At 58.2% G+C, this 20993-nt stretch carries 20 protein-coding genes; 6 read left to right on the top strand and 14 right to left on the bottom strand.

Annotated features, from left to right (window positions below; genetic code table 11):
- Positions 1–52: 52 nt before the first annotated feature.
- The gene (locus tag G5193_RS20710) at positions 53–1174 is read right to left on the bottom strand and encodes a branched-chain amino acid ABC transporter substrate-binding protein (protein ID WP_421207197.1); all 1122 of its coding nucleotides are present in this window, start codon (positions 1172–1174) and stop codon (positions 53–55) included.
- Positions 1175–1609: 435 nt separating this feature from the next.
- Here G5193_RS20710 and G5193_RS20715 point away from each other — a divergent pair, with 435 nt between their 5' ends.
- Positions 1610–2614: a substrate-binding domain-containing protein gene (locus tag G5193_RS20715; protein WP_005355925.1), complete on the top strand. Its 1005-nt coding sequence runs from the start codon at positions 1610–1612 to the stop codon at positions 2612–2614.
- Between the two features lie 64 nt (positions 2615–2678).
- On the opposite strand, the gene G5193_RS20720 is transcribed toward G5193_RS20715, so the two are convergent.
- A complete protein-coding gene (locus G5193_RS20720) occupies positions 2679–4004 on the bottom strand; it encodes a 6-phospho-alpha-glucosidase (RefSeq protein WP_421207199.1) in 1326 nt (441 codons plus the stop codon).
- Positions 4001–5590 (bottom strand): alpha-glucoside-specific PTS transporter subunit IIBC, encoded by a 1590-nt coding sequence (locus G5193_RS20725; protein ID WP_227343141.1) that lies wholly within the window; start codon positions 5588–5590, stop codon positions 4001–4003. The genes G5193_RS20720 and G5193_RS20725 overlap by 4 nt, the downstream gene beginning before the upstream one ends.
- A gap of 282 nt (positions 5591–5872) precedes the next feature.
- Here G5193_RS20725 and G5193_RS20730 point away from each other — a divergent pair, with 282 nt between their 5' ends.
- Together G5193_RS20730 and G5193_RS20735 are read left to right on the top strand one after the other, a co-directional pair.
- Positions 5873–6580 (top strand): GntR family transcriptional regulator, encoded by a 708-nt coding sequence (locus tag G5193_RS20730; RefSeq protein WP_227341655.1) that lies wholly within the window; start codon positions 5873–5875, stop codon positions 6578–6580.
- Between the two features lie 156 nt (positions 6581–6736).
- Positions 6737–7954, top strand: coding sequence for a 4Fe-4S binding protein (locus G5193_RS20735; protein WP_227341654.1), 1218 nt, complete (start codon positions 6737–6739; stop codon positions 7952–7954).
- Positions 7955–8076: 122 nt separating this feature from the next.
- Here the strand turns inward: G5193_RS20735 and G5193_RS20740 are convergent, their stop codons facing one another.
- From G5193_RS20740 to glyQ, 5 genes are all read right to left on the bottom strand, one after another.
- Positions 8077–8841, bottom strand: coding sequence for an EAL domain-containing protein (locus G5193_RS20740; RefSeq protein WP_227341653.1), 765 nt, complete (start codon positions 8839–8841; stop codon positions 8077–8079).
- Positions 8842–9383: 542 nt separating this feature from the next.
- Positions 9384–9854 carry a hypothetical protein gene (locus G5193_RS20745; protein ID WP_421207202.1) on the bottom strand — a complete coding sequence of 157 codons (471 nt, stop codon included), beginning with the start codon at positions 9852–9854 and terminating at the stop codon, positions 9384–9386.
- Between the two features lie 59 nt (positions 9855–9913).
- The gene (locus G5193_RS20750) at positions 9914–10246 is read right to left on the bottom strand and encodes a hypothetical protein (RefSeq protein ID WP_421207204.1); all 333 of its coding nucleotides are present in this window, start codon (positions 10244–10246) and stop codon (positions 9914–9916) included.
- A gap of 113 nt (positions 10247–10359) precedes the next feature.
- Positions 10360–12429 (bottom strand): glycine--tRNA ligase subunit beta, encoded by a 2070-nt coding sequence (gene glyS, locus G5193_RS20755; protein WP_421207206.1) that lies wholly within the window; start codon positions 12427–12429, stop codon positions 10360–10362.
- Between the two features lie 9 nt (positions 12430–12438).
- A complete protein-coding gene (gene glyQ, locus G5193_RS20760; protein WP_005339464.1) occupies positions 12439–13362 on the bottom strand; it encodes a glycine--tRNA ligase subunit alpha in 924 nt (307 codons plus the stop codon).
- A 222-nt stretch (positions 13363–13584) separates the two neighbouring features.
- Between glyQ and G5193_RS20765 the strand changes: the two genes are divergently transcribed.
- Together G5193_RS20765 and G5193_RS20770 are read left to right on the top strand one after the other, a co-directional pair.
- Positions 13585–14157 (top strand): DNA-3-methyladenine glycosylase I, encoded by a 573-nt coding sequence (locus tag G5193_RS20765; RefSeq protein ID WP_376869032.1) that lies wholly within the window; start codon positions 13585–13587, stop codon positions 14155–14157.
- 129 nt (positions 14158–14286) lie between these two features.
- A complete protein-coding gene (locus G5193_RS20770; protein ID WP_005339468.1) occupies positions 14287–14943 on the top strand; it encodes an OmpA family lipoprotein in 657 nt (218 codons plus the stop codon).
- Between the two features lie 144 nt (positions 14944–15087).
- Here the strand turns inward: G5193_RS20770 and G5193_RS20775 are convergent, their stop codons facing one another.
- The gene (locus G5193_RS20775; RefSeq protein WP_005355943.1) at positions 15088–15435 is read right to left on the bottom strand and encodes a RidA family protein; all 348 of its coding nucleotides are present in this window, start codon (positions 15433–15435) and stop codon (positions 15088–15090) included.
- Positions 15436–15456: 21 nt separating this feature from the next.
- Positions 15457–15702: a sulfurtransferase TusA gene (tusA, locus tag G5193_RS20780; protein WP_005339470.1), complete on the bottom strand. Its 246-nt coding sequence runs from the start codon at positions 15700–15702 to the stop codon at positions 15457–15459.
- Between the two features lie 169 nt (positions 15703–15871).
- On the opposite strand from tusA, the gene G5193_RS20785 reads away from it, so the two are divergent.
- Positions 15872–16063 carry a hypothetical protein gene (locus G5193_RS20785; protein WP_005339471.1) on the top strand — a complete coding sequence of 64 codons (192 nt, stop codon included), beginning with the start codon at positions 15872–15874 and terminating at the stop codon, positions 16061–16063.
- Positions 16064–16138: 75 nt separating this feature from the next.
- Here the strand turns inward: G5193_RS20785 and G5193_RS20790 are convergent, their stop codons facing one another.
- The 4 genes from G5193_RS20790 to fadA form a co-directional block, all read right to left on the bottom strand.
- Positions 16139–17377, bottom strand: a complete 1239-nt coding sequence (locus tag G5193_RS20790) for an ABC transporter substrate-binding protein (RefSeq protein ID WP_158114344.1) — start codon at positions 17375–17377, stop codon at positions 16139–16141.
- Positions 17378–17381: 4 nt separating this feature from the next.
- A complete protein-coding gene (locus G5193_RS20795; protein WP_421207209.1) occupies positions 17382–18827 on the bottom strand; it encodes an ATP-binding protein in 1446 nt (481 codons plus the stop codon).
- Positions 18824–19546 (bottom strand): response regulator, encoded by a 723-nt coding sequence (locus G5193_RS20800; protein ID WP_005339475.1) that lies wholly within the window; start codon positions 19544–19546, stop codon positions 18824–18826. The genes G5193_RS20795 and G5193_RS20800 overlap by 4 nt, the downstream gene beginning before the upstream one ends.
- 278 nt (positions 19547–19824) lie before the next feature.
- The gene (fadA, locus tag G5193_RS20805; protein WP_005342451.1) at positions 19825–20988 is read right to left on the bottom strand and encodes an acetyl-CoA C-acyltransferase FadA; all 1164 of its coding nucleotides are present in this window, start codon (positions 20986–20988) and stop codon (positions 19825–19827) included.
- Positions 20989–20993 lie beyond the last annotated feature (5 nt).

Genomic DNA, 20993 nt, shown 5'->3' on the forward strand with positions numbered 1-20993 from the left:
ACTTGCCCGCAAAGAGAGGAGGGGGTGAGCGTACTCACCCCCGATCGGCAGATTATTTGACTTGGCTGGAAGTACCGTCAGCGTGCCACTGGAACACACCGAATTCGAAGCCTTTCAGGTCACCGTTCGGTGCCCAGGTCAGGGGGCCCATCACGGTATCGATCGGCGCAGCCTTGATGGCGGCGGCAACGGCGGCCGGGTCATCTTCACCCACCTTGGCGATACCGGCTGCCAGGGTTTGCACTGCGGCATAGGTGGTCCAGACGAACGGGCCGGAGGAGTCCTGACCCTTGGCTTTGAACGCTGCAACCAGCGGGGCGTTGGCCGGCACCAGATCGTATTTGTTCGGCAGGGTCACCAGCAGGCCTTCGGAAGCCGGGCCGCCGATGGCGGAGATATCCTTGTTACCGACCCCTTCCGGGCCCATGAACTTGGCTTTCAGCCCCTTCTCGCCAGCCTGACGCAGGATCAGGCCCAGCTCAGGGTGATAGCCGCCGTAGTAGACGAAATCGACGTTCTCTTTCTGCAGCTTGGCGATCAGGGCGGAGAAGTCCTTGTCACCGGCGGTGATCCCTTCATAGGCCACCACCTTCACGCCAGCCTTGTCCAGTGCGGCTTTGACGCTGGAGGCGATCCCTTCACCGTACTGCTTCTTGTCGTGGATAACGGCGACGCGCTGGGGTTTGACCTGCTCGATGATGTACTTGGCGGCAGTCGGGCCCTGATCGCTATCCAGACCTATGGTGCGCAGAGTCAGCTGGTAACCGCGCTCGGTGATCTTGGGGTTGGTGGAGGCGGGGGTAACCATCAGGATCCCCTCGTCTTCATAGATGTCGGAGGCGGGCAGGGTGTTGTCGGAGCAGAGGTGACCGACCACGAACTTGACGCCATCATTTACCACCTTGTTGGCGATGGCTACCGCCTGCTTGGGATCACAGGCGTCGTCATAGATGACGGCTTCGATCTGCTTGCCATTGATACCGCCAGCCTTGTTGATCTGCTCGACCGCCATCTTGCCGCCGGTGAACTGCATGTCCCCGTACTGGGCAACCGGGCCGGTGAGCGGGCCTGCGATACCTATCTTGATGGTGTCTGCCGCGTGTGCGATGGAGATCGATCCAAACAGAGCCAAAGAAACCGCTGCGCTTACTGTAATTTTGCTCAACTTATGCATTGATTCGTCCCTTAATCAGTGGATTGTTTCATTTACGAGTGCCATTCCGGATCGACATCCCGTGCATCCGGCTATAGGTATGGTTCTATCATTCCTCACGGGGCAATAACAAGCTGTTAAAGATACTAACCAGAGGGGGGGGGGGTGGGCTTATTTTGAAATAAATGACCTGTTATTTGTGTTTAATTGGAATTTAGTATCAATTCTTCGCCTTAACATCTTGGTAACCAGAGGTGATTATGATGAAGCACAGAGGATTAGTCTGGTGATATTTTACTCTGATGGTGCTCCCATTTTGACCATTAATCGTTTGCGCAAACAGAAATGAGCGCCTAAATTAGCCGGCATTGACAATTCCGTGGCAGAGCCCGTTAAAACCAAGCCTTTATTCGGGAAATCTGCTAATGTTCCGCCTTTGACAGTCAGGAGACAGAGATGGCCACTATCAAGGATGTCGCCTCGCGCGCAGGCGTATCCATCTCCACCGTCTCACATGTGCTCAACCACACTCGGCGGGTCAGCGAAGACGCGACCCAGAAAGTGATTGAGGCGGTGGCAGAACTCAACTACGCGCCCAACTCGGTAGCGCGCAGTCTTAAGATAAATTCGACCAAGACCATTGGCATGCTGGTGACCACCAGCGTAAACCCCTTCTTCGCGGAAGTGGTGCAAGGGGTTGAAGCGTACTGCTTCGAACAGGGCTACAGCCTGATCCTCTGCAACACCGAAAACCAGCCGCCTCGCCAACAGCATTACCTGAGAATGCTGATGGAAAAACGGGTGGATGGTCTGCTGGTATTGGGGACCGATATCGACACTCCGTTGCGCGACATGCTGCGCATCCACAAGAACGTGCCGCAGGTGGTACTGGATTGGGGGACGGAGTGCGATTTCGCCAACGTCATCAACGACAACGCCCGCATCGGCGCCCGCATGGCCGTACGCCATCTGCTGGAGCTGGGGCACCGTGACATCGTCTGCATCACTGGCCAGCTCTCCAAGCCGACCACCCAGCAGCGACTGGACGGGGTGCGTGATGCGCTGGGCGAACACGGTCTGACCCTCAAAGATGAACAGGTCTTTGAAGGGGACTACGAGAGCCAGAGCGGCTTCGATGCCATGCAGCGCATCCTGGCCCTGCAGCCTCGTCCGACTGCGGTCTTTGCCTTCGATGACCCCATGGCGATCGGCGCGATTTGCGCTGCCTGGGAAGCGGGAGTCAAGGTGCCGGACGATATCTCCATCATCGGCTACGACGATGTGGAGATGGCGCGCTTCTCCAGCCCGCCGCTGACCACCATCCGTCACCCGAAGGCGGAACTGGGCCAGCTGGCGGTGAAGCATCTGGTCAGCCGGATCCGCAACAAGGAGCTGGAAGTGGAGTCGATGACGGTACAGCCCGAGCTGATTGTCCGTCGCTCGGTCAAACCGCTGCGTTAATCCGCACCCGTTGCCAACACGAAAAACCCCCTCTGTCACGAGGGGGTTTTTGTTTATGGGCGGTTTATTTCAGTTCCGGCCAGTAGGCTTTGTTGGCCTCTATCAAGTCATCGAGAATGGACTTGGCCACCGATGCACTGGGCACTGTCTTGGATAGGGTGATCGCTTGCCACAGCTTCTGGTAAGAGTGCTCGACCCAGGCTTCGACCACCAGTTTCTCGACCGCGACCTGCTGGCCCATCATGCCCTGCTGGAACAGCGGGATGCTGCCCACCTGCAACGGCTCTGGCCCGCTGCTGCCGACCAGGCAGGGGATCTCGACCATGGCTTCCGGGTCAAAGTTGGGGATGGCGCCGCGATTGGGAACGATCAGCAGCATCCGCTCCTGGGTGTTGAAGGCAATGGCGGTTGCCAGGTCAACGATATAGGAGGCGTGTTCATCGATCTCCAGCTCGCCAGCTGCTGAGTTGCCTGCCTTGACGATGTCGGTGCAAGCGGTAAAGACCTGCTTCTCGCGGTGCTCCATCACCTCGTTGGCGCGAGTGTGTTCCGGGTTGGAGTGGGCCACCACATAGTCCGGGTAGAGGTAGTACTTCAGATAGGTGTTGGGCAGGGTATCCGGGTCGAGCGCCCACACATCCTTTGCCTTGGCGAAGGTATCGTTCCAGCTTGCTTCGGCATGGCTGGTGCTGTTGGGCACATAGCCGTGGCGGGCGACGTGCTCCTTGATCTTCGGGATCAGGTCGTTGCCTTCCAGATCCTCGATGCGGGTCCACCAGCCAAAGTGGTTGAGGCCGTAATAGCGTACCCGCATCTCTTTGCGGGATTTGAGACCGGCAATCTGGGCCATGCGCCCCTCGATCCCGATCGGCATGTCGCAGATGTTGAGGATTTTGGCGTTGGGACGCAGGCGACGGGTCGCTTCGGCGACGATGGCGGCCGGGTTGGAGTAGTTGAGCATCCAGGCATTGGGTGAGTACTGCTCCATATAGTCGACCAGCTCCAGCACTCCGCCGATGGAGCGCATGCCATAGGCGATACCGCCCGGGCCGCAGGTCTCCTGACCGACCACGCCATGACGCAGCGGGATCTTCTCGTCCAGCTCGCGCATCGGATATTTGCCAACCCGGATATGGGCCATGACGAAATCTACATCGCTAAACGCTGCTTTGGGGTCGGTGCCATAGCTGAAGGCGATCTCGGGAGCCTTCTCTTTCAGCAAGATTTTGCAGGCTTCGGCGATGATCTCCTGACGGGCACCATCGTTGTCGTAGAATTTGATCTCCTTGAGCGGGAAGCGATGCTGATTTTCCAGCAACATCAGAACGATACCTGGAGTAAAAGTGCTACCACCACCGGCAATGACTACAGAGAATTTTTTCATGATCATGACTCCATTACTAAAGACGATTGTTGATGACTGTTGTTCATAATCGATTCCATATTTTCACGTACCTGAGGTACATGCAGACCGATAATTACCTGGATACTATCGCCATGGCGGACGACACCATGGGCTCCCAATTTAATAAACTCCTCATCTGCATCTGCTAGCTTGCTGTTAACCAGCGATATTCTTAAGCGCGTGGCACAATTATTCAGACTGCGTATATTTTTGACTCCACCAAGCGCTTCGATAATTTGTGTTGCACTATCACTGCTACGCTGGTTTTTGGCTGCCTGATAATCTGACTTGGAATAAAGCTTTATTTCACTGTCTTCCCGGCCCGGTGTTTTAAGATTGAGCCTGATAATCAGCGCGCGGAATATCAGGAACCAGATGCCGGTAAAGACCAATCCGATAGCGATCTGGGTGAACATCATTCCCGCATGGTTGTGGAACATGGGTATCCAGTTCTGCGGCAGGAACTGGTCGAGCAGACCTCCACCCATGTTGCCGACCACACCAAACAGGTACATCACAGTCGACATGGTGGCTGCCAGCAGGGCGTGGATGGCAAACAGCAGCGGCGAGATGAAGAGGAAGGTGAACTCCAGCGGCTCGGTGATGCCGACCAGAATGGCGGTCAGGGTGGCCGGGATCAGCAGGCCTGCAACCTTGGCCTTGTTCTCTTTGGCTGCCGTGGCATAGATGGCCAGGGCAATCCCCATGGCACCGAAAATCTTCGAGTTGCCATGCAGGGCAAAGCCACCCTGAGGGAACTGTTCAATCAGCGGGCGAGTGCTCTGGCTGAACTCCAGCATGTGCTGCGCCCAGTAGAGTTGAATGCCCCCCTCTACTGCCGCTGGGCCGAAGATGAAGGGGCCGTAGATAAAGTGATGCAGGCCGGTCGGGATCAAAATCCGCTCGAGGAAGGTGTATACCCACACCCCGACCGGACCCGAGATCAGCATGAAATTCTGCAGGGAGGCGATGCCCATCTGTACTTTTGGCCAGCCAAGCAGGGTCAGCCAGGCACAGGGGATCATCACGAAGAAGGCGACAATGGTGACAAAGGAGCTGCCCTGAAAGATGCCGAGAAAGACCGGCAGTTGGCGATCAAACAGGCGGTTGTGCAGTGCCGTCACGGTGCCGGAGATGACGATGGCCCCTATGATGCTGGTATCCAGGGTCTTGATCCCCGCTACCATGGCGAGGCCACTTTCACCCCCTATATCCTGACTGAAGTCGACCCCGAAATAACTGCCCCAGGTCATGCCCATGGCGTTGATAAAATAGTTCCAGGTCATGAAACTGACCAATACAGCCAGACAGGCTCTGGCTTGTGCCTTATTTGCCAGACCGATTGGCAGGCCAATCGCAAATATAAGCGGCATATTCCTGAATACTGTCCAGCCACCCTCTTCAATAATATGGATGATCTGGAAGAATAATCCTTGTGGGTTTGCCAGTGATTCACCGACAAACATCGGGTTTTTCAGCATAATTGCAATGCCTACTACCATACCTGCAAAAGGAAAAAGCAGTACAGGAGTGAACATTGCTCCGCCAAAACGTTGAATTTGACTGAGCATATATTGTCCCTTGGTTGAAATAGCTAATCGAATCCTTGCCGGTGTTGCCAGATGCAAATTAGCAACGATAAAAAGAGACCTCATGAAATATCTTGGAATAATGTGATCTGACGCATGCAGTTATTTAGACAAAGATGTCTAACTTTTGCGATATTGTTGTACCTCTTGGTTTCGTGATGTTCTTGCAGCTTTGGTTGAAAGTTAAGTTATTGTTTTTAAGCAATTTAGTCACTTGATTCAGAATAAGATGGTTGGCATTGTGACCACAGGAGATGTCTAGCAGTGATCTATAAATCGGTGGCTGATCGACTCAGGATCAGGGTAAACGGTGCCGAGTGCCGGGTGGGAGATGTGTTGCCCGGCGAAAAAGCGCTGGCAGAACAGTATGGCGTCTCCCGCATGACCATTCGCAAAGCGGTAGACATGTTGATCGAGTGGGGATTGGTCGAGCGGCGCCACGGCAGCGGCACCTATGTGACAAAAAAGGATGTCCAGCATGAGACCAAAGGGCTGAGCGGGTTTACCGAACTGATGCGCGAGCAGGGGCGCACTTTGACCAGCCAGGTGTTGGAATTTCGCACCATGCCTGCGCCACCGGCCATCGCCAGTCAGCTGAGGGTGAAGGTGAATGAACCCGTCTATTACTCCAGCCGGATCCGCTCGGTGGATGGTCGGGCTCTGCTGCTGGAAGAGAGCTATATGCCGGTCAGACTGTTTCGCAATCTGTCGGTCGCCCATCTGGAAGGGTCCAAATTCGACTACATCGAACGGGAGTGCGGCATCGCGATTGCGGGCAACTATGAGTGCTTCAGCGCCGTGCTGGCGGATCGGGCTACTGCCGAGCTGCTCCATATCGAGCAGGGGGCCCCTATCCTGCGGCTCACCTCACTCTCATACAGCGAGAGCGGAGAGTTCCTCAACTACTCCATCATGTTCCGTAATGCCAACGACTATCACGTTGACTACCACCTCCACCGTGCCCGCGGTTAGTGCCTGGCTGATGAGGCAGCGTGTCGTTGAAAGAGGGGAGAGCCTGCGAGGGAGGCATTGGCCATAACTCCTCCCTCGGCCCATGCAGATCAAAATAATCAACTCAAATGTTAGTTATCCTTGCTGCCGGATCCGGATGTAGGCAGTGGGGGATGCATGAGCGTGATTGAAGCGATAACCATGGTGGCCGGTATGGTTTATCTGGTGTTGTTGGCGTGGCAGGTGCGCACCGGCTGGCCGGGGCGTCTTGCGCTCGGCCTGCTGGGGCTGGTCTGGTTGCTGGCGGCCGACAGCCTGCTCTGGCTCGCACTGGGGACGGTCACCGCCGTGCTTGCCCTCCGGCATCAGAGGCGGCCGCTGCCCGTGTTCGGGGCGATCGACAGTCAGCAGTTGCGGGCAGGCACTCGCCATCTGCTGCTGCTCTGCTGGGGGCTGGTCACAGTGCAATACAGCCTGCATATCTGGCAGTTGGGACAGGGGATGAGCCCCTGGCTGGTGCGCCCGGACGTGGTGGATGCCTTCCTGCCCATCGCCGGTGGCCTCGGGCTGCGGGCCTGGTTCGCGCAGGGGTTGGTGGATCCCCACCATCCGGCAGCCACCGTCACCGTACTGGTACTCTCCCTGTCGGCCCTGCTGCTGGGGCGGGCGTTCTGTGCCTGGTTCTGTCCGCTCGGGCTGGTGGGGGAATGGCTACATGGCCTGCGCCACCGGTTGCTGCCGGGGGAGTGGAGCCCGCCGCGCTGGCTGGATCTTGCCCTGCGCACCCAGAAATTTCTGGTGCTCGGCTTTCTGCTCTTCATCATCCTGCTGGCGGTGCCGGCTGCTGCCCTGCCCGGCTACTTCACCAGCCCCTACCATCAGGCGGCGGACATGAAGATGGGAGCCTTCTTCTTCAACCTGACCCTGATCTCGGGTCTGTGCCTCGGCTGGGTGTTGCTGCTTACCGCGACCTTTCGTCAGGGATTCTGCCGCTACCTTTGCCCCTATGGCGCCTGGCTCGCCCTGCTGGGGCTACTGACGCCGCTGCGCATTCGCCGCGACCCGGCCCGCTGCCTGCGAAGCCTGGGTCATGACTGCGACAAGTGCAGCCGGGCCTGTCCATCGCGCATTGCGGTGCACCAGCTTATCGCAGTTCGCAACCTGGAGTGCACCGGCTGCCTGAGCTGCGTGGCCGCCTGCCCCAAGCGGGCCGAGGCCCTGCACCTTGGCAGCAAGGTGAAGCGGCTTGCACCGAGCCGTTTGCTGGTGCTGCTCTGCCTGTTGCTGCTGGTGCTGCCGTTGCTCGCGTATGGCCTGCTGGAGATCTGGGTCAGCCAGACGCCGCTGGCGATACGGGCTCACCTGCTGCAACTGTTGCCACAGCTGACCCATTAACCGGGGAGGGTGACTGTGTGACCATGGCGCAAGGTCACAGGGTATGCACATGGACACCCTCGGGTGTCCGTTTTCTTATTCGGGCGGGTGTGGGTTGAGGGGGGCAGTGCAGACCGACTGGCTTACAGGCTGGCGAAATCTACTTCCGGCAAGTTTTCAAAGCCGGGGCGGGCAAACAGATAGCCTTGCATCAGGCTGACGCCCATCTCCCGCAGGCAGGCCATCTCTTCGCGGGTCTCGATCCCCTCCGCCAGCGGGGTGATCTGCAACTCGGCAAACAGCGCCAGACAGTGGCGCACTATGGCTTGTCGGGTCGGGTCCTGGTCGATGCCCCGCAGCAGGTGCATATCGAGCTTGACGATGTTGGGGTGAAAATCGGCCAGCAGGTTGAGGCCCGAGTAACCGGCGCCAAAGTCATCGATTGCCGTCTTGAAGCCGAGGGCCTGATAGTGATCGACGATGCCGCGAAGATGCTGGCTATCCTGCACCTGCTCCACCTCGGTCAGCTCGAACATGATCTGCTCGATGGGGAAGTGGTGTTCGCGGGCCGCCTGCAGGGTGGTGCGGATGCAGCGTTCCGGACGGTAGACCGCATTGGGCAGAAAGTTGATGCTCAGCATGCCCCGCATATCGAGCCGGGCGGCCAGTGCGATGGCCTTGATGCGGCACAGCTGGTCGAAGCGGTAGCGATTGCCATCGTTGACCCGGGCAATCACGCTCTGCGCCGGTTCGTTGTTGATCCCCCGTACCAGCGCCTCATAGCCGAATATGGTGCGCTGGCTGCAATCGACGATGGGCTGGAAGGCCATGGTGAAATCGAAGTCGAGCTCGGCTTTCTCCTGACACAGCTGGCAGATGGCGGGGGACGGGGCGGCAGGTATATCCATGACTCTCCTCTCGGGGCGTGGCGGCGCTGGGCACTGTCTCAAATGATAACAGCTCATTACCCCCCTGTAGGTTCGATTAGCGCAGCGTAATCGGACGATCGAGAGGCTTTGATTACGGTTGTTGCCGTGATTCAGGGGCGGCCAGCCGTAGGGGGAAGTGCGGCTGGCCGTGATAGCGGGAGAATCCATTTACGCGAACGTCCGATTACGCCTGACGGCTAATCGAACCTACGAGTTGCCCCCTTCTCCCCTTGCGGGAGAAGGGTTGGGGATGAGGGGGCGTAATGCCAACCCAAGGTCAATGTTGAGCTTCTCGATGTTCGGCACCGACCGGCATGCTCCGCAATCCACCGCTTTCTGTAGGTTCGATTAGCGCAGCGTAATCGGACGAACGAGAGGCTTTGGTTGCGGTTGTTGCCGTGTAACAGCGTCGGCCAGCCGGAGGGGGAATTCGACTGGCCGTTATGGTGGGAGAATGGATTTACGCGAACGTCCGATTACGCCTAGCGGCTAATCGAACCTACGAGCAGGTGCCCCTGTAATTAATTGTCAATTGTTCTCGCCTCTTCAAGCAAAGTGAAAATTTTATTAATACTTATGTTGTGTTTTTCATCTAGTTCTTTAAGGTCATTTTTTGCTACATCAAGAAGATATTGTGAGACCTTTCTTTTTTTATCAATAAAGGACTCTTGTATAGTTGCTGCTATGCGTTCTAGAATACCACCAATATCTCTCCCTTCATTCTCCACAAGCTTATTTAGCTCTATACAAGCAGATAAGTACTGAAATTGTGTTAGCAACACGTTATCTCCGACACCTCTAGTATCCCAGAGTCTTTCTTCAACAAATCGCAGCGATACTTCATGACCCAAATGACTAATTTTAATGTGTTTAATGCAGTCAGCTATGCTCGCTTTGACCGTTTCTATTTGTCCATATAGTTCATCCGTAGTGTTATCTACTTCTGAATGTAATACATGAAGATTATCTATTTTTGAATTGAGTTGAATCACTACGCTTTTAATTTCACTGTTTATGCTTTCCTGGACATTATGGATCTTTTTAATTTGACTTATTTCTCTCTCGGAAATAAGTGCTGATACTTCATCAAGAATACTTTTTTATCTTTTTCGTGGAGTTTGAAGTTTGACCACCATCCAAAACCTAGAAGCAATGCTAATATCCCAAAAACAGAACCAAGAGACCAATAAACAGTATCTAAAATTTTCTCATGAAACTCCTTCATGATTTTATTTTCTATCTTTAACTCCTCGAATTCTTTTAATTTATAAACCGTTTCTATATCAACTGATGGTGTAGTAGTTATATTTATAGTGCTATCTTTATGGTTTTCAACTGATGTTGCAGATAATAATGCGAATATGAATAATATGATTTTGCTCATATGTGACTCTGGAAAGTTATTAGTAATATTAATTTATCTTTTTTGTTTATATTCGGTCAAACAAAAACGGCGCCTTAACGGCGCCGTTTTTTATATCACTGATTCAACCAACATCACTGCAATAGGGAGATATCCGCGACTTGCAGGAACAGGTTGCGCAGGTTGTTCAGCAGTGCCAGACGGTTGGCCTTGAGGGCTTCGTCGTCGGCCATCACCATCACCTCGTTGAAGAAGGTATCGACCGGTTCGCGCAGGGCGGCCAGACGGGTGAGGGCAGCCTGATAGTCACCGGCGGCGAACAGCGGGGCCAGTTCGGCTTGCAGTTCGGCAACCTGGGTGGCCAGAGCCTTCTCGGCGGCATCGACCAGCAGTTCCGGTTTAACGGCAGTCGGCAGTTCGCCTTCGACCTTGGCCAGAATGTTGCTCACGCGCTTGTTGGCGGCAGCCAGTGCCAGTGCGGCATCCAGCGTGCGGAAGTGGCTGACGGCCTTGACGCGACGATCGAAGTCGAGCGGACGGGTCGGGCGGCGGGCCAGTACGGCCAGCACCACGTCGGCACCGATGCCTTCGTCCTGATAGGCGGCGCGGAAGCGGCCCAGCATAAAGTCGACCACGTCGGTAACGACGGTTTTGTTGGTCAGCTTGTCGCTGTAGACGCGTACCGCTTCTTCAACCAGTTCAACCAGATCCAGATCCAGCTGCTTCTCGGTCATGATGCGCAGGGCACCGATGGCGGCGCGACGCAGGGCGAACGGGTCCTTGTCACCCTTCGGCAGCATGCCGATGCCGAAGATACCGGCCAGGGTGTCGAACTTGTCGGCCAGCGCGACGGCGCAGGCCACCAGACCGGACGGCAGGGCATCGCCGGCAAAGCGCGGCATGTACTGCTCGTTGAGGGCCACGGCCACTGCTTCATCTTCGCCATCGTGACGGGCGTAGTGCATCCCCATGACACCCTGGGTGTCGGTGAACTCGCCAACCATGTTGGTCATCAGGTCACACTTGGAGAGCAGACCGGCACGCTTGGCCTGAGCCACGTCGGCACCGATGCGCTCGGCGATAAAGCCGGCGACGGTCTCGATACGCTCGACCTTGGCCTTGACGGTGCCCAGCTGTTGCTGGAACAGCACGGTTTCAAGGCGCGGCAGGCGGGAGGCCAGAGTCTGCTTGAGGTCGGTCTTGAAGAAGAACTCGGCGTCAGAGAGACGGGGGCGAACCACCTTCTCGTTGCCGCTGATGATCTGGCTCGGGTCCTTGGACTCGATGTTGGTGACGAAGATGAACTTCGGCAGCAGCTTGCCGTTCTTGTCGTAGACCGGGAAGTACTTCTGGTCACCCTTCATGGTGTGAACCAGCGCTTCAGCCGGCACGGCCAGGAACTTCTCTTCGAAGTTGGCGGTCAGCACCACAGGCCACTCGACCAGTGCGGTCACTTCTTCCAGCAGGGCGTCGTCCAGATCGGCCACGCCACCGAAGGCGGCAGCGGCCGCTTCGACGTCAGCCTTGATCTTGGCCTTGCGCGCCATGAAGTCGGCAATCACCATGCCGCGCTCCTGCAGGATCTGCGGGTACTGGCTGGCGTTGTCGATGGTGAACTCGCTCTCGCCCATAAAGCGGTGGCCGCGGATGGTGCGGGCAGAGTCGATACCCAGAATGTGAGCGGGCACCAGCTCGCCATCCAGCAGCAGGGTCACGGTGAAGACCGGACGCACGAACTGGATGGTCTTGTCACCCCAGCGCATCATTTTCGGGATGGGCAGTTTGGCCAGCGCCTGGCTAACCAGTTCGCCCAGCAATTCTTTGGCTGGACGGCCTTCGACCTTGGCGGTGTGAACCAGCCACTCGCCTTTGTCGGTGACCAGACGCTCGGCCTGCTCAACGGTGATGCCGTTGCCACGGGCCCAGCCTTCGGCAGCCTTGGTCGGCTTGCCTTCGGCATCGAACGCCTGCGCCACGGCCGGGCCGCGCTTCTCGACGCTCTTGCTCGGCTGTTCGCCAGCCAGCTCGCTTACCTTCAGCGCCAGACGGCGCGGTGAGGCAAACCACTCGACGTCGCCGAAGGCCAAGTCGGCCTTGGTCAGTTCGGCTTTGAAGTTGTCGGCAAAGGCTTCGGCCAGGGAGCGCAGGGCTTTGGGCGGCAGCTCAGCAGTACCGATCTCTACCAGAAATGTATGTTGTGCCATGTCCGTTCCTTAACCTTGCTTGTTCTCACTGCGCTGACACATAGGGAAGCCCAGCGCTTCGCGGGAGGCGTAGTATGCCTCTGCCACGGCCTTGGTCAGGGTGCGAATGCGCAGGATGTAGCGCTGACGCTCGGTGACCGAGATGGCCTTGCGGGCATCCAGCAGGTTGAAGGAGTGAGCGGCCTTGAGGATGCGCTCGTAGGCAGGCAGCGGCAGCGGTTTTTCCAGTGCCAGCAGATTCTGGGCTTCCTTCTCGTACTGCTCGAAGCAGTGGAACAGGAACTCCACATCGGCGTGTTCGAAGTTGTAGGTGGATTGCTCCACTTCGTTCTGGTGGAACACGTCGCCGTAGGTGGTCTTGCCCAGCGGGCCATCAGACCAGACCAGATCGTAGACGCTGTCCACGCCTTGAATGTACATGGCCAGACGCTCGAGACCGTAGGTGATCTCGCCGGTGACCGGCTTGCACTCGAGGCCGCCAACCTGCTGGAAGTAGGTGAACTGGGTCACTTCCATGCCGTTCAGCCACACTTCCCAGCCCAGACCCCAGGCACCCAGAGTCGGGTTTTCCCAGTTGTCTTCCACGAAGCGGATGTCGTGGATTTCAGGATCCATGCCCAGCTCTTTCAGGGAGCCCAGATAGAGTTCCTGAATGTTGTCGGGGGAAGGCTTGATGATCACCTGGAACTGGTAGTAGTGCTGCAGGCGGTTCGGGTTTTCACCGTAGCGGCCGTCAGTCGGACGGCGGGACGGTTGCACGTAGGCGCAGGCGATGGGCTCCGGGCCCAGGGCACGCAGACAGGTCATGGGGTGGGAAGTACCGGCACCCACTTCCATATCCAGCGGCTGAATGATGGTACAGCCCTGGCGGGACCAATAGTCCTGCAGCTGCAGGATCAGGCCCTGAAAGGTTTTGACATCGAATTTTTGCATAATTTTTTTCGCGCGAAGTGAAAATCAGAGCAAGATTTGCTGAATGTGAACCGAGGGAGTATACCGTCTGGCATGGTCGGATAATAGGCGAAATTGCAGCGGATTCGCGGGATGGTGCTGCGCCCTGGCTGGTCAGGCGGGATGTCCGGTATATGATGTGAGCAGTGCCGCCTGCAGAGTGGGCAGGGTCGGGCAAACCGCTGAAATAACGAGGGAGAGGAAATGGAACTGCGCTGCGCCTGGGTGACCAAGGACCCGGAATACATTGAATACCATGACAAACAGTGGGGCAGGCCGGTCTATGACGCCCGCGAGCTGTTTGCCAAGCTCTGCCTCGACGGCCAGCAGGCGGGGCTGTCGTGGATCACCATCCTCAAGCGCACCGATAGCTATTACCGCGCCTATGCCGACTTTGATCCGGTGCAGATTGCCCGCTTCGACGAGCAGGATGTGGAGAGGCTGATGCAGGACAGCGGCATTATCCGCAACCGGCTCAAGGTGCAGTCGATCATCAGAAATGCCCGCGCTTATCTGGCGTTGCAGGAGCAGGGGATCGACTTCGCCGACTACCTGTGGGGCTTTGTTGGCGGTGCCCCCATCGTCAACCAGCGGCAGGGCAACGGCGATATTCCGGCGACCTCGCCGGAGTCGGACGCCATGTCCAAGGCGCTCAAGAAGCTCGGCTTCAACTTCGTCGGCAGCACCATCTGTTACGCCTTTATGCAGGCAGTGGGGATGGTGAACGATCATCTGGTCAGCTGTCCTTGCCACGCCGAGTGCCAGTTATCGCGCTGACAGCCCGCCGATTGCCCAAAAAAACATCACTCTCGCCATCTGTTCAGGCTTGCGTCAGACAATGGCGTGCCAGCGCGTTACAATCCGGCCCCCGGCATGGTGCCGGATTGTTTTCACAGAGGTTTTTTCATGCGAGCCAAGATCCTGGTGCCTGCTCTGGCACTGACCGTTGCCCTGAGCGGCTGTACCACCAACCCCTACACAGGTGAATCCCAGACCTCCAAAGGTGCCTGGGGCGCGCTGGCTGGCGCCGCTGCCGGTGCGGCCGTAGGTGCGCTCTCCTCCAGCAAGGGTGACCGCAAGAAGGGCATCCTGACCGGCGTTGCTGCTGGAGCGGCGCTGGGTGGCGGTATCGGCTACTACATGGACGTGCAGGAAGCCAAGCTGCGCGAGAAACTGCAGGGCACCGGCGTCAGCGTGACCCGCAATGGCAATGAGCTGATCCTCAACATGCCGAACAACGTGACCTTTGACAGCTCCAGCTCCCAGCTGAAAGCGGCCGGTGCCAACACCCTCTCCGGCGTGGCCATGGTGGTTGCCGAGTTCGACAAGACCCGCCTGAACGTGGTCGGTCACACCGACAGCACAGGTTCCCGCGATCTGAACATGAAGCTCTCCCGCGATCGTGCCGATGCCGTTGCCGCCCAGCTGATTGGTCAGGGCGTAGCAGGCAGCCGCATCTCCACCACCGGCGTGGGCCCGGATCAGCCGGTTGCTACCAACAGCACCGCCGCTGGCAAAGCCCAGAACCGCCGCGTGACCATTACCCTGACCCCGACCGCCTAAGTCGTTCAGGTTTCGGTAACGAAAAGGCCCCGCCAGTAATGGCGGGGCCTTTCTATTGGCGCAGTTGCGAGCAATGGCGCCTTGTTGTTTGCTCCCTTCTCCCCTCGTGGGAGAAGGGGCGGGGATGAGGGGGATAAGCGCCTCTTAGACAGCGGCAGTCAGCTGTACTTCGACCTTGTAGCCCTCGTGGGCGAGGCGGGCTTGTACGCAGGCGCGCACGGGTGCGGTGCCAGCCGGGATCCAGGCATCCCACTGCTCGTTGAAGGCAGCGATGTCCTGAATGTCTTTGAGATAGATGTTGGCCATCAGGATCTTGTCGACGCCGGAGCCATTGGCTTCCAGCAGGCGCTGCAGGCTTGCCAGCACTTCGCGGGTCTGCTGGTGGATGTCGGCCTCTTCACTGACGGGCACTTCCACCACGTAGAGGGTGCCATTGTGGATGACCACGTCTGACCAACGCTGGGTGGTGCCGATTCGGGTAATGGTTGTCATGGAGTGCTCCGGTACGGGGGCTTATTGACCCTTGCGGATCAGATAGCGGTAGGGGGCCTGCTCTGTCTCGCTGGCGACCAGGGTGTGATCCATAAAGCGGCAGAAACTGGGGATGTCGCGGGTGGTTGAAGGATCGTCGGCACTGACCAGCAGGGTCTCGCCATCCGCCATCAGCCGCACTTTCTTGCGAACCATCATAACGGGTTCCGGGCAACGAAGCCCGATTGCGTCCAACTCATGAGTTGCGCCGCAGAATAAATCACTCATCTATTATCAACCTTCAACCTATTCGGCTGCCAATGATACTCAGGGCTAAAAAATAATCAAACAAACGCCCCATCAACCAGCATATGTAACCGAAATGTTATTCGGCCCTATCCAGCTTGCGCCGGACGAGTAATATAAAAATTGAACCATATTCAACAAGGAGGTGAATATGCAGGTCTCCTACGGCAGATTACAAGCCTATGCAGGCATGGGGTTCTTGTCCTTCGCCATGATAGTGATGGGCAGCCCGATCGGGAATACCGGTACCTGGTTCGGCTCCATGGTGATGGTCGGGTTGGGGCTCTGGATCGAGCTCAGCGATTACTATGACGAGGATGAGGACGAGAACGATCAATCCTGAATCGGATGACGATTCAGCAACAAAGGCGGAGCAATTCCGCCTTTGTCATTTCTGCCGTTTGGCAATGTACCCGGATCAGCGGGTCGAGCGCATCGCCCGCTCCAGATGCAGCGCCGTCTGCTCCGGGTTGGCCTTGGGATCGTTGAAGAAGTTGCTCAGCACATCGAGGATCGCCTGCCGCATATTGGTCGGCGTCGCCATCCCTTCCGCCATGCTGGGCAACAGGTTGTCCTGCTTTTCCGCCAGCAGGAAATCCTGATACGAACGGACGGCGCAGCGGTCGAATTTGCTCATGTCGGGATTGGTCAGCGCCGGAATAGACCCCTTCACCCGATTGAACTCTTCCTGGAATTTCGGCGTCATCAGCAGTTGGGCCAGATCCCCCTGCGCTTGCAACTGGGCCGGATCCCGCTGTTTGAACATGGCGATGGAGTCGAGGTTGTAGCTGAACAGTCCGGCGCTGCCCGGGCTCGGCAGACAGGCGATATCCTCACCCGGTCGGTAGTTACCGGCACTCAGTTCACCCTTCACCCAGTCGCCCATCACCTGCATGGCGGCGCCACCGCTCTCCAGCAGATTGGTGGCCTGATGCCACTTCAGACCGGCGTATTTTTGCGGCACATAGGCGCGCAGCTGCTGGAAGCGGGTCAGCACCCGCACCATGTCGGGGCCGGTCAGGGTGGCGCTGTCCTGCTCGAGGAACGCCTTGCGATAGAATTCTTTACCGCCCTCACCGAGCGCCACCGTTTCAAACAACACTGCCAGCTGCCAGGGCTCGTTGCCGATGGCGAGCGGAGTGATGCCCCGTTTTTTAAGCTGGTCGGCGACGGTGACAAACTGGGCCCAGTCGGTGGGTGGAGTCAGCTTGTTGCGCTCGAAGATCTTGCGGTTGAGCCACAGCCAGTTGACCCGGTGGATGCCGGTGGGCACCGCCATCAGGGCGCCATTCTGGCTGAGGGTAGCACGCACCATGGGCGGCATCTGACTGTACCAGCCGAGGTGTTCGGCCATCGGGGTGAGATCGCGCAGGAAGCCGAGCCCGGCCCACTCCTTGAGCTCGTAACCCTTGAGGTGGGCCGCTTCGGGCGGGTTGGCGGCCAGTGCCCGGCTCTTCAATACCGTCATGGCACTCTTGCCGCCGCCGCCCTGTACCGCGAAGTCGTTCCACTGGTTGCCCTGTTTGGTCCACTCGGATTTGAGCACTTCGACCGCTTTCGCTTCGCCGCCGGACGTCCACCAGTGCAGCACTTCCACCTGGGAGGCGGCAACGGGAGCAGAGAGCAGGGCGATGACAGAAAAAGACAACCACTTCATAAGGTTACTGCCTTGGTAGGGAGAGCGTGGCCTGCAGGCCACCTTGCGGACGGTTTTCCAGCACCAGATCGCCACCGTGGGCGTGGGCTATGTTGCGGGCGATGCCTAGGCCGAGGCCGGTGCCGGCCTGATCGGTGCTGAGCCGGTAATAGGGCTCGAAGATGCGCTCGAACTGATCGTCCGGCAGGCCGGGGCCCTCATCCATGATGAAGAGGATCAGCATCTCCTCGTCATCCATGATGATGATGCGCACCCGCTGGCCGTACTTGATGCCGTTGTCCACCAGATTGCCGATGCAGCGTTTGAGCGCCAGCAGCTTGCCGCGATAGGGCCACTTGCAGTGCCCTTCGATGGTCAGCCGCTCGTCGTGCAGGTTCATCGACTCCGCCATCTGCTCCAGCAGGGCATTGATGTCGAGCTCCTCGATATTCTCGTGAATGTCGGTCTCTTTGACCGTCTGCAGCGCCCCTTTCACCATCAGCTCCAGCTCGTCGAGATCCTTGTTGAACTTGGCTATTTGCACCTCGTCGTCGAGCAGTTCGACCCGCAGCCGCAGTCGGGTGATGGGGGTCTTGAGGTCGTGGGAAATCGAGCTGAACAGCCGTTCTCTATCGTCGATATAGCGACGAATGCGGTGCTGCATGATGTTGAAGGCGCGGGTGGCCGCCACGATTTCCGACGCCCCTTCCTCTTTGAGCGAAGGCTGATCGATATCCTTGCCCAGATTCACCGCCGCCTTGGCGAGACGGCGCAGCGGGCGGGTCTGCCAGCGCACCAGCATAAAGGTGAAGAAGCAGAGGAACACCGTCATCAGGGCGATGAAACGCACCTGGTTGCTTGGCATCACGGTATCGTCGAGGGTCATGTAGGGGGCGGGCAGCAGGGCCGCCAGATAGAGCCACTCCCCCTTTTCAATCTCGATCTGGGTCACCAGCACCGGTGGATTGAGCGGCTCCAGCGACAGGGTGTAACGGGCCCAGGAGGAGGGGAGATCCGCCAGCAGGGTGTCGTTGTTGAAGACGTGGAGGTCATCGGGTCGGGAGAAATCCACCTTGATCGCCATGGCGTCGGAGAGCTTGCGGGTCAGCACTCCCTGAACCTCCTCCAGCACCTGCGTCTTGCGTTCGCTGTCGGGGATGGCGTTGATGTGGATCTCTTCCTCGTTGAGCGAGACGAAGAAGCGGCTGCCCCCCATGTTGCGCAGCTGGTCCAGCGCGATATGGCGATATTGCAGCGGCAGGGATTTGAAGAAGTTGACGGTGGAGGCGGCAGACATGGCGAGGTTGCGGGTGGTGCTGAGCATCCCCTCCAGCTCCCGCTTCTGGATCTGCTGCATCCAGATGCCGGTCAAAATGGTCTGGGAGAGCAGGATGGCCAGCAACAGCAGCAGGATCATCCGTGACAACAGGGAGCGGGGCACCAGCGCCCCCCAGGACCACTTGTTGCTCATGGCAGCTCGTGCACCTCGGCAATCAGCATGTAGCCACTGCCGCGAATGGTCTTGATGATGCGCGGGCTCTTGCCGTTGTCGCCCAGCTTCTGGCGTAGACGGCTGATCTGTACGTCGATGCCGCGCTCCATCGGCAGACTTTCGCGGCCGCGGGTGGCATCCGAGATGGTGTCGCGATCCAGCACCACGCCGGGCTGTTGCAGGAACATGCCGAGCAGCATGGCGTCGCTGCCGGAGAGGTCCAGCAGGCTGCCATCGTCATGGGTCAGCTGGTGGCTCAGGGTATCGAGGGTCCACTCGGCAAAACGCAGGCGGCGGCTTGGCTCTTTCTCTTTTTCCGGCTGGCGGAATTCGGCGCGGCGCAGCAGTGCCTTGATGCGGGCCTGCAGTTCGCGGGGGCTGAACGGCTTGGCGATATAGTCGTCGGCGCCGAGTTCCAGACCGATCACCCGATCCGCTTCGTCGGAGGCGGCGGTCAGCATGATGATGGGCACCTGGGAGTCACGACGGATCTGCTGGCAGAGGGTAAAACCGTCCTCGCCGGGCATCATGATGTCCAGAATAATCAGGTCCGGGCTGTGCTGGGCGAGTTGCTGACGCATCTCGTTGCCCTCCGCCGCCGTCAATACCTGAAAGCCCGCCCGGGTCAGGTACTCATTGAGCAGCTCGCGGATCTCTTGGTCGTCATCGACGATCAGCAGTTGTTTGCTCATTGACATATGTATGTGCATCCACCCATTTTTTTGTGCAGATTGAACCTGTCGGGGGAGTAAAAAGCAAGCAAGCCCCCTATCTAATGTGAGGTTTAAGGCAATAACAGCCTATTGATAAGATTAAAACGAAAAAAGGCCGACCCAAACGGGACGGCCAACAGACAGCTTCTGACCACTGACGAGCACCCCGTGTGGCGATCGTCACAGACTTGAAAAGGGGCCAGTCAGACTGGCCCCGAAAAGGGACAACTCTCAGTAGTGCATCCCGTCGATCCGGCTGGTTATCACACCCGTTCAAACACGGTGGCGATGCCCTGACCCAGACCGATACACATGGTGGCAACCCCCAGGGTGGCATCCTTCTCCTCCATCAGATTGATGAGGGTGGTGGAGATGCGGGCGCCTGAGCAGCCAAGCGGGTGACCCAGGGCAATGGCGCCACCGTTCAGGTTTACCTTCTCGTCCACCAGGTCCTGCAGACCCAGATCCTTCACGCAGGGCAGGGACTGGGCGGCAAACGCCTCGTTCAGCTCGAACAGGTCGATATCACCGACAGTCAGACCGGCACGTTTGAGCGCCTTCTGGGTGGCCGGCACCGGGCCGTAACCCATGATGGCGGCGTCACAGCCAGCGATGGCCATGGCACGTACCTTGGCGCGCGGCGTGAGGCCGAGGGCCTTGGCGCGATCCGCGCTCATCACCAGCATGGCGGCTGCGCCATCGGACAGGGCCGAGGAGCTACCGGCGGTGACGGTGCCGTTGACCGGATCAAACACCGGGCGCAGCTGGCTCAGGGTTTCGACCGTGGTCTCCGGGCGGATCACCTCGTCATAGTCGTAGAAGAAGCGGGCGCCGCTGGCGTCGTGGCCTTCCAGCCCGACGATCTCCTTGGCAAAACGCCCTTCCACGGTTGCTGCGTGGGCGCGGCGGTGGGAGCGGGCGGCAAACTCGTCCTGCTGCTGACGGCTGATGCCGTGCAGCTTGCCGAGCATCTCGGCGGTCAGTCCCATCATGCCGGAGGCTTTCGCTACCGACTTGGCCATGCCCGGGTGGAAGTCGACGCCGTGGCTCATCGGCACGTGACCCATGTGCTCGACGCCGCCGATGATGAAGATATCCCCATCACCCACCTGAATGGCGCGGGAGGCATCGTGCAGCGCTTGCATGCTTGAGCCGCACAGGCGGTTGACGGTAACCGCCCCTACCTGCTTCGGAATACCGGCCAGCAGCGCGGCGTTGCGGGCGATGTTGAAGCCCTGCTCCAGGGTCTGCTGCACGCAGCCCCAGTAGATATCCTCGATCTCGTTCGGGTCGAGGTTGGGGTTGCGCAGCAGGATGGATTTCATCAGGTGCGCGGACAGATCTTCTGCACGCACGTTGCGGAAGGCGCCGCCCTTGGACCGGCCCATCGGGGTCCGGATACAGTCGACAATGACTACGTCTTTCATGAATG

This window comes from Aeromonas sp. 601027 (assembly GCF_049174455.1).
GTDB lineage: Bacteria > Pseudomonadota > Gammaproteobacteria > Enterobacterales > Aeromonadaceae > Aeromonas > Aeromonas veronii_A.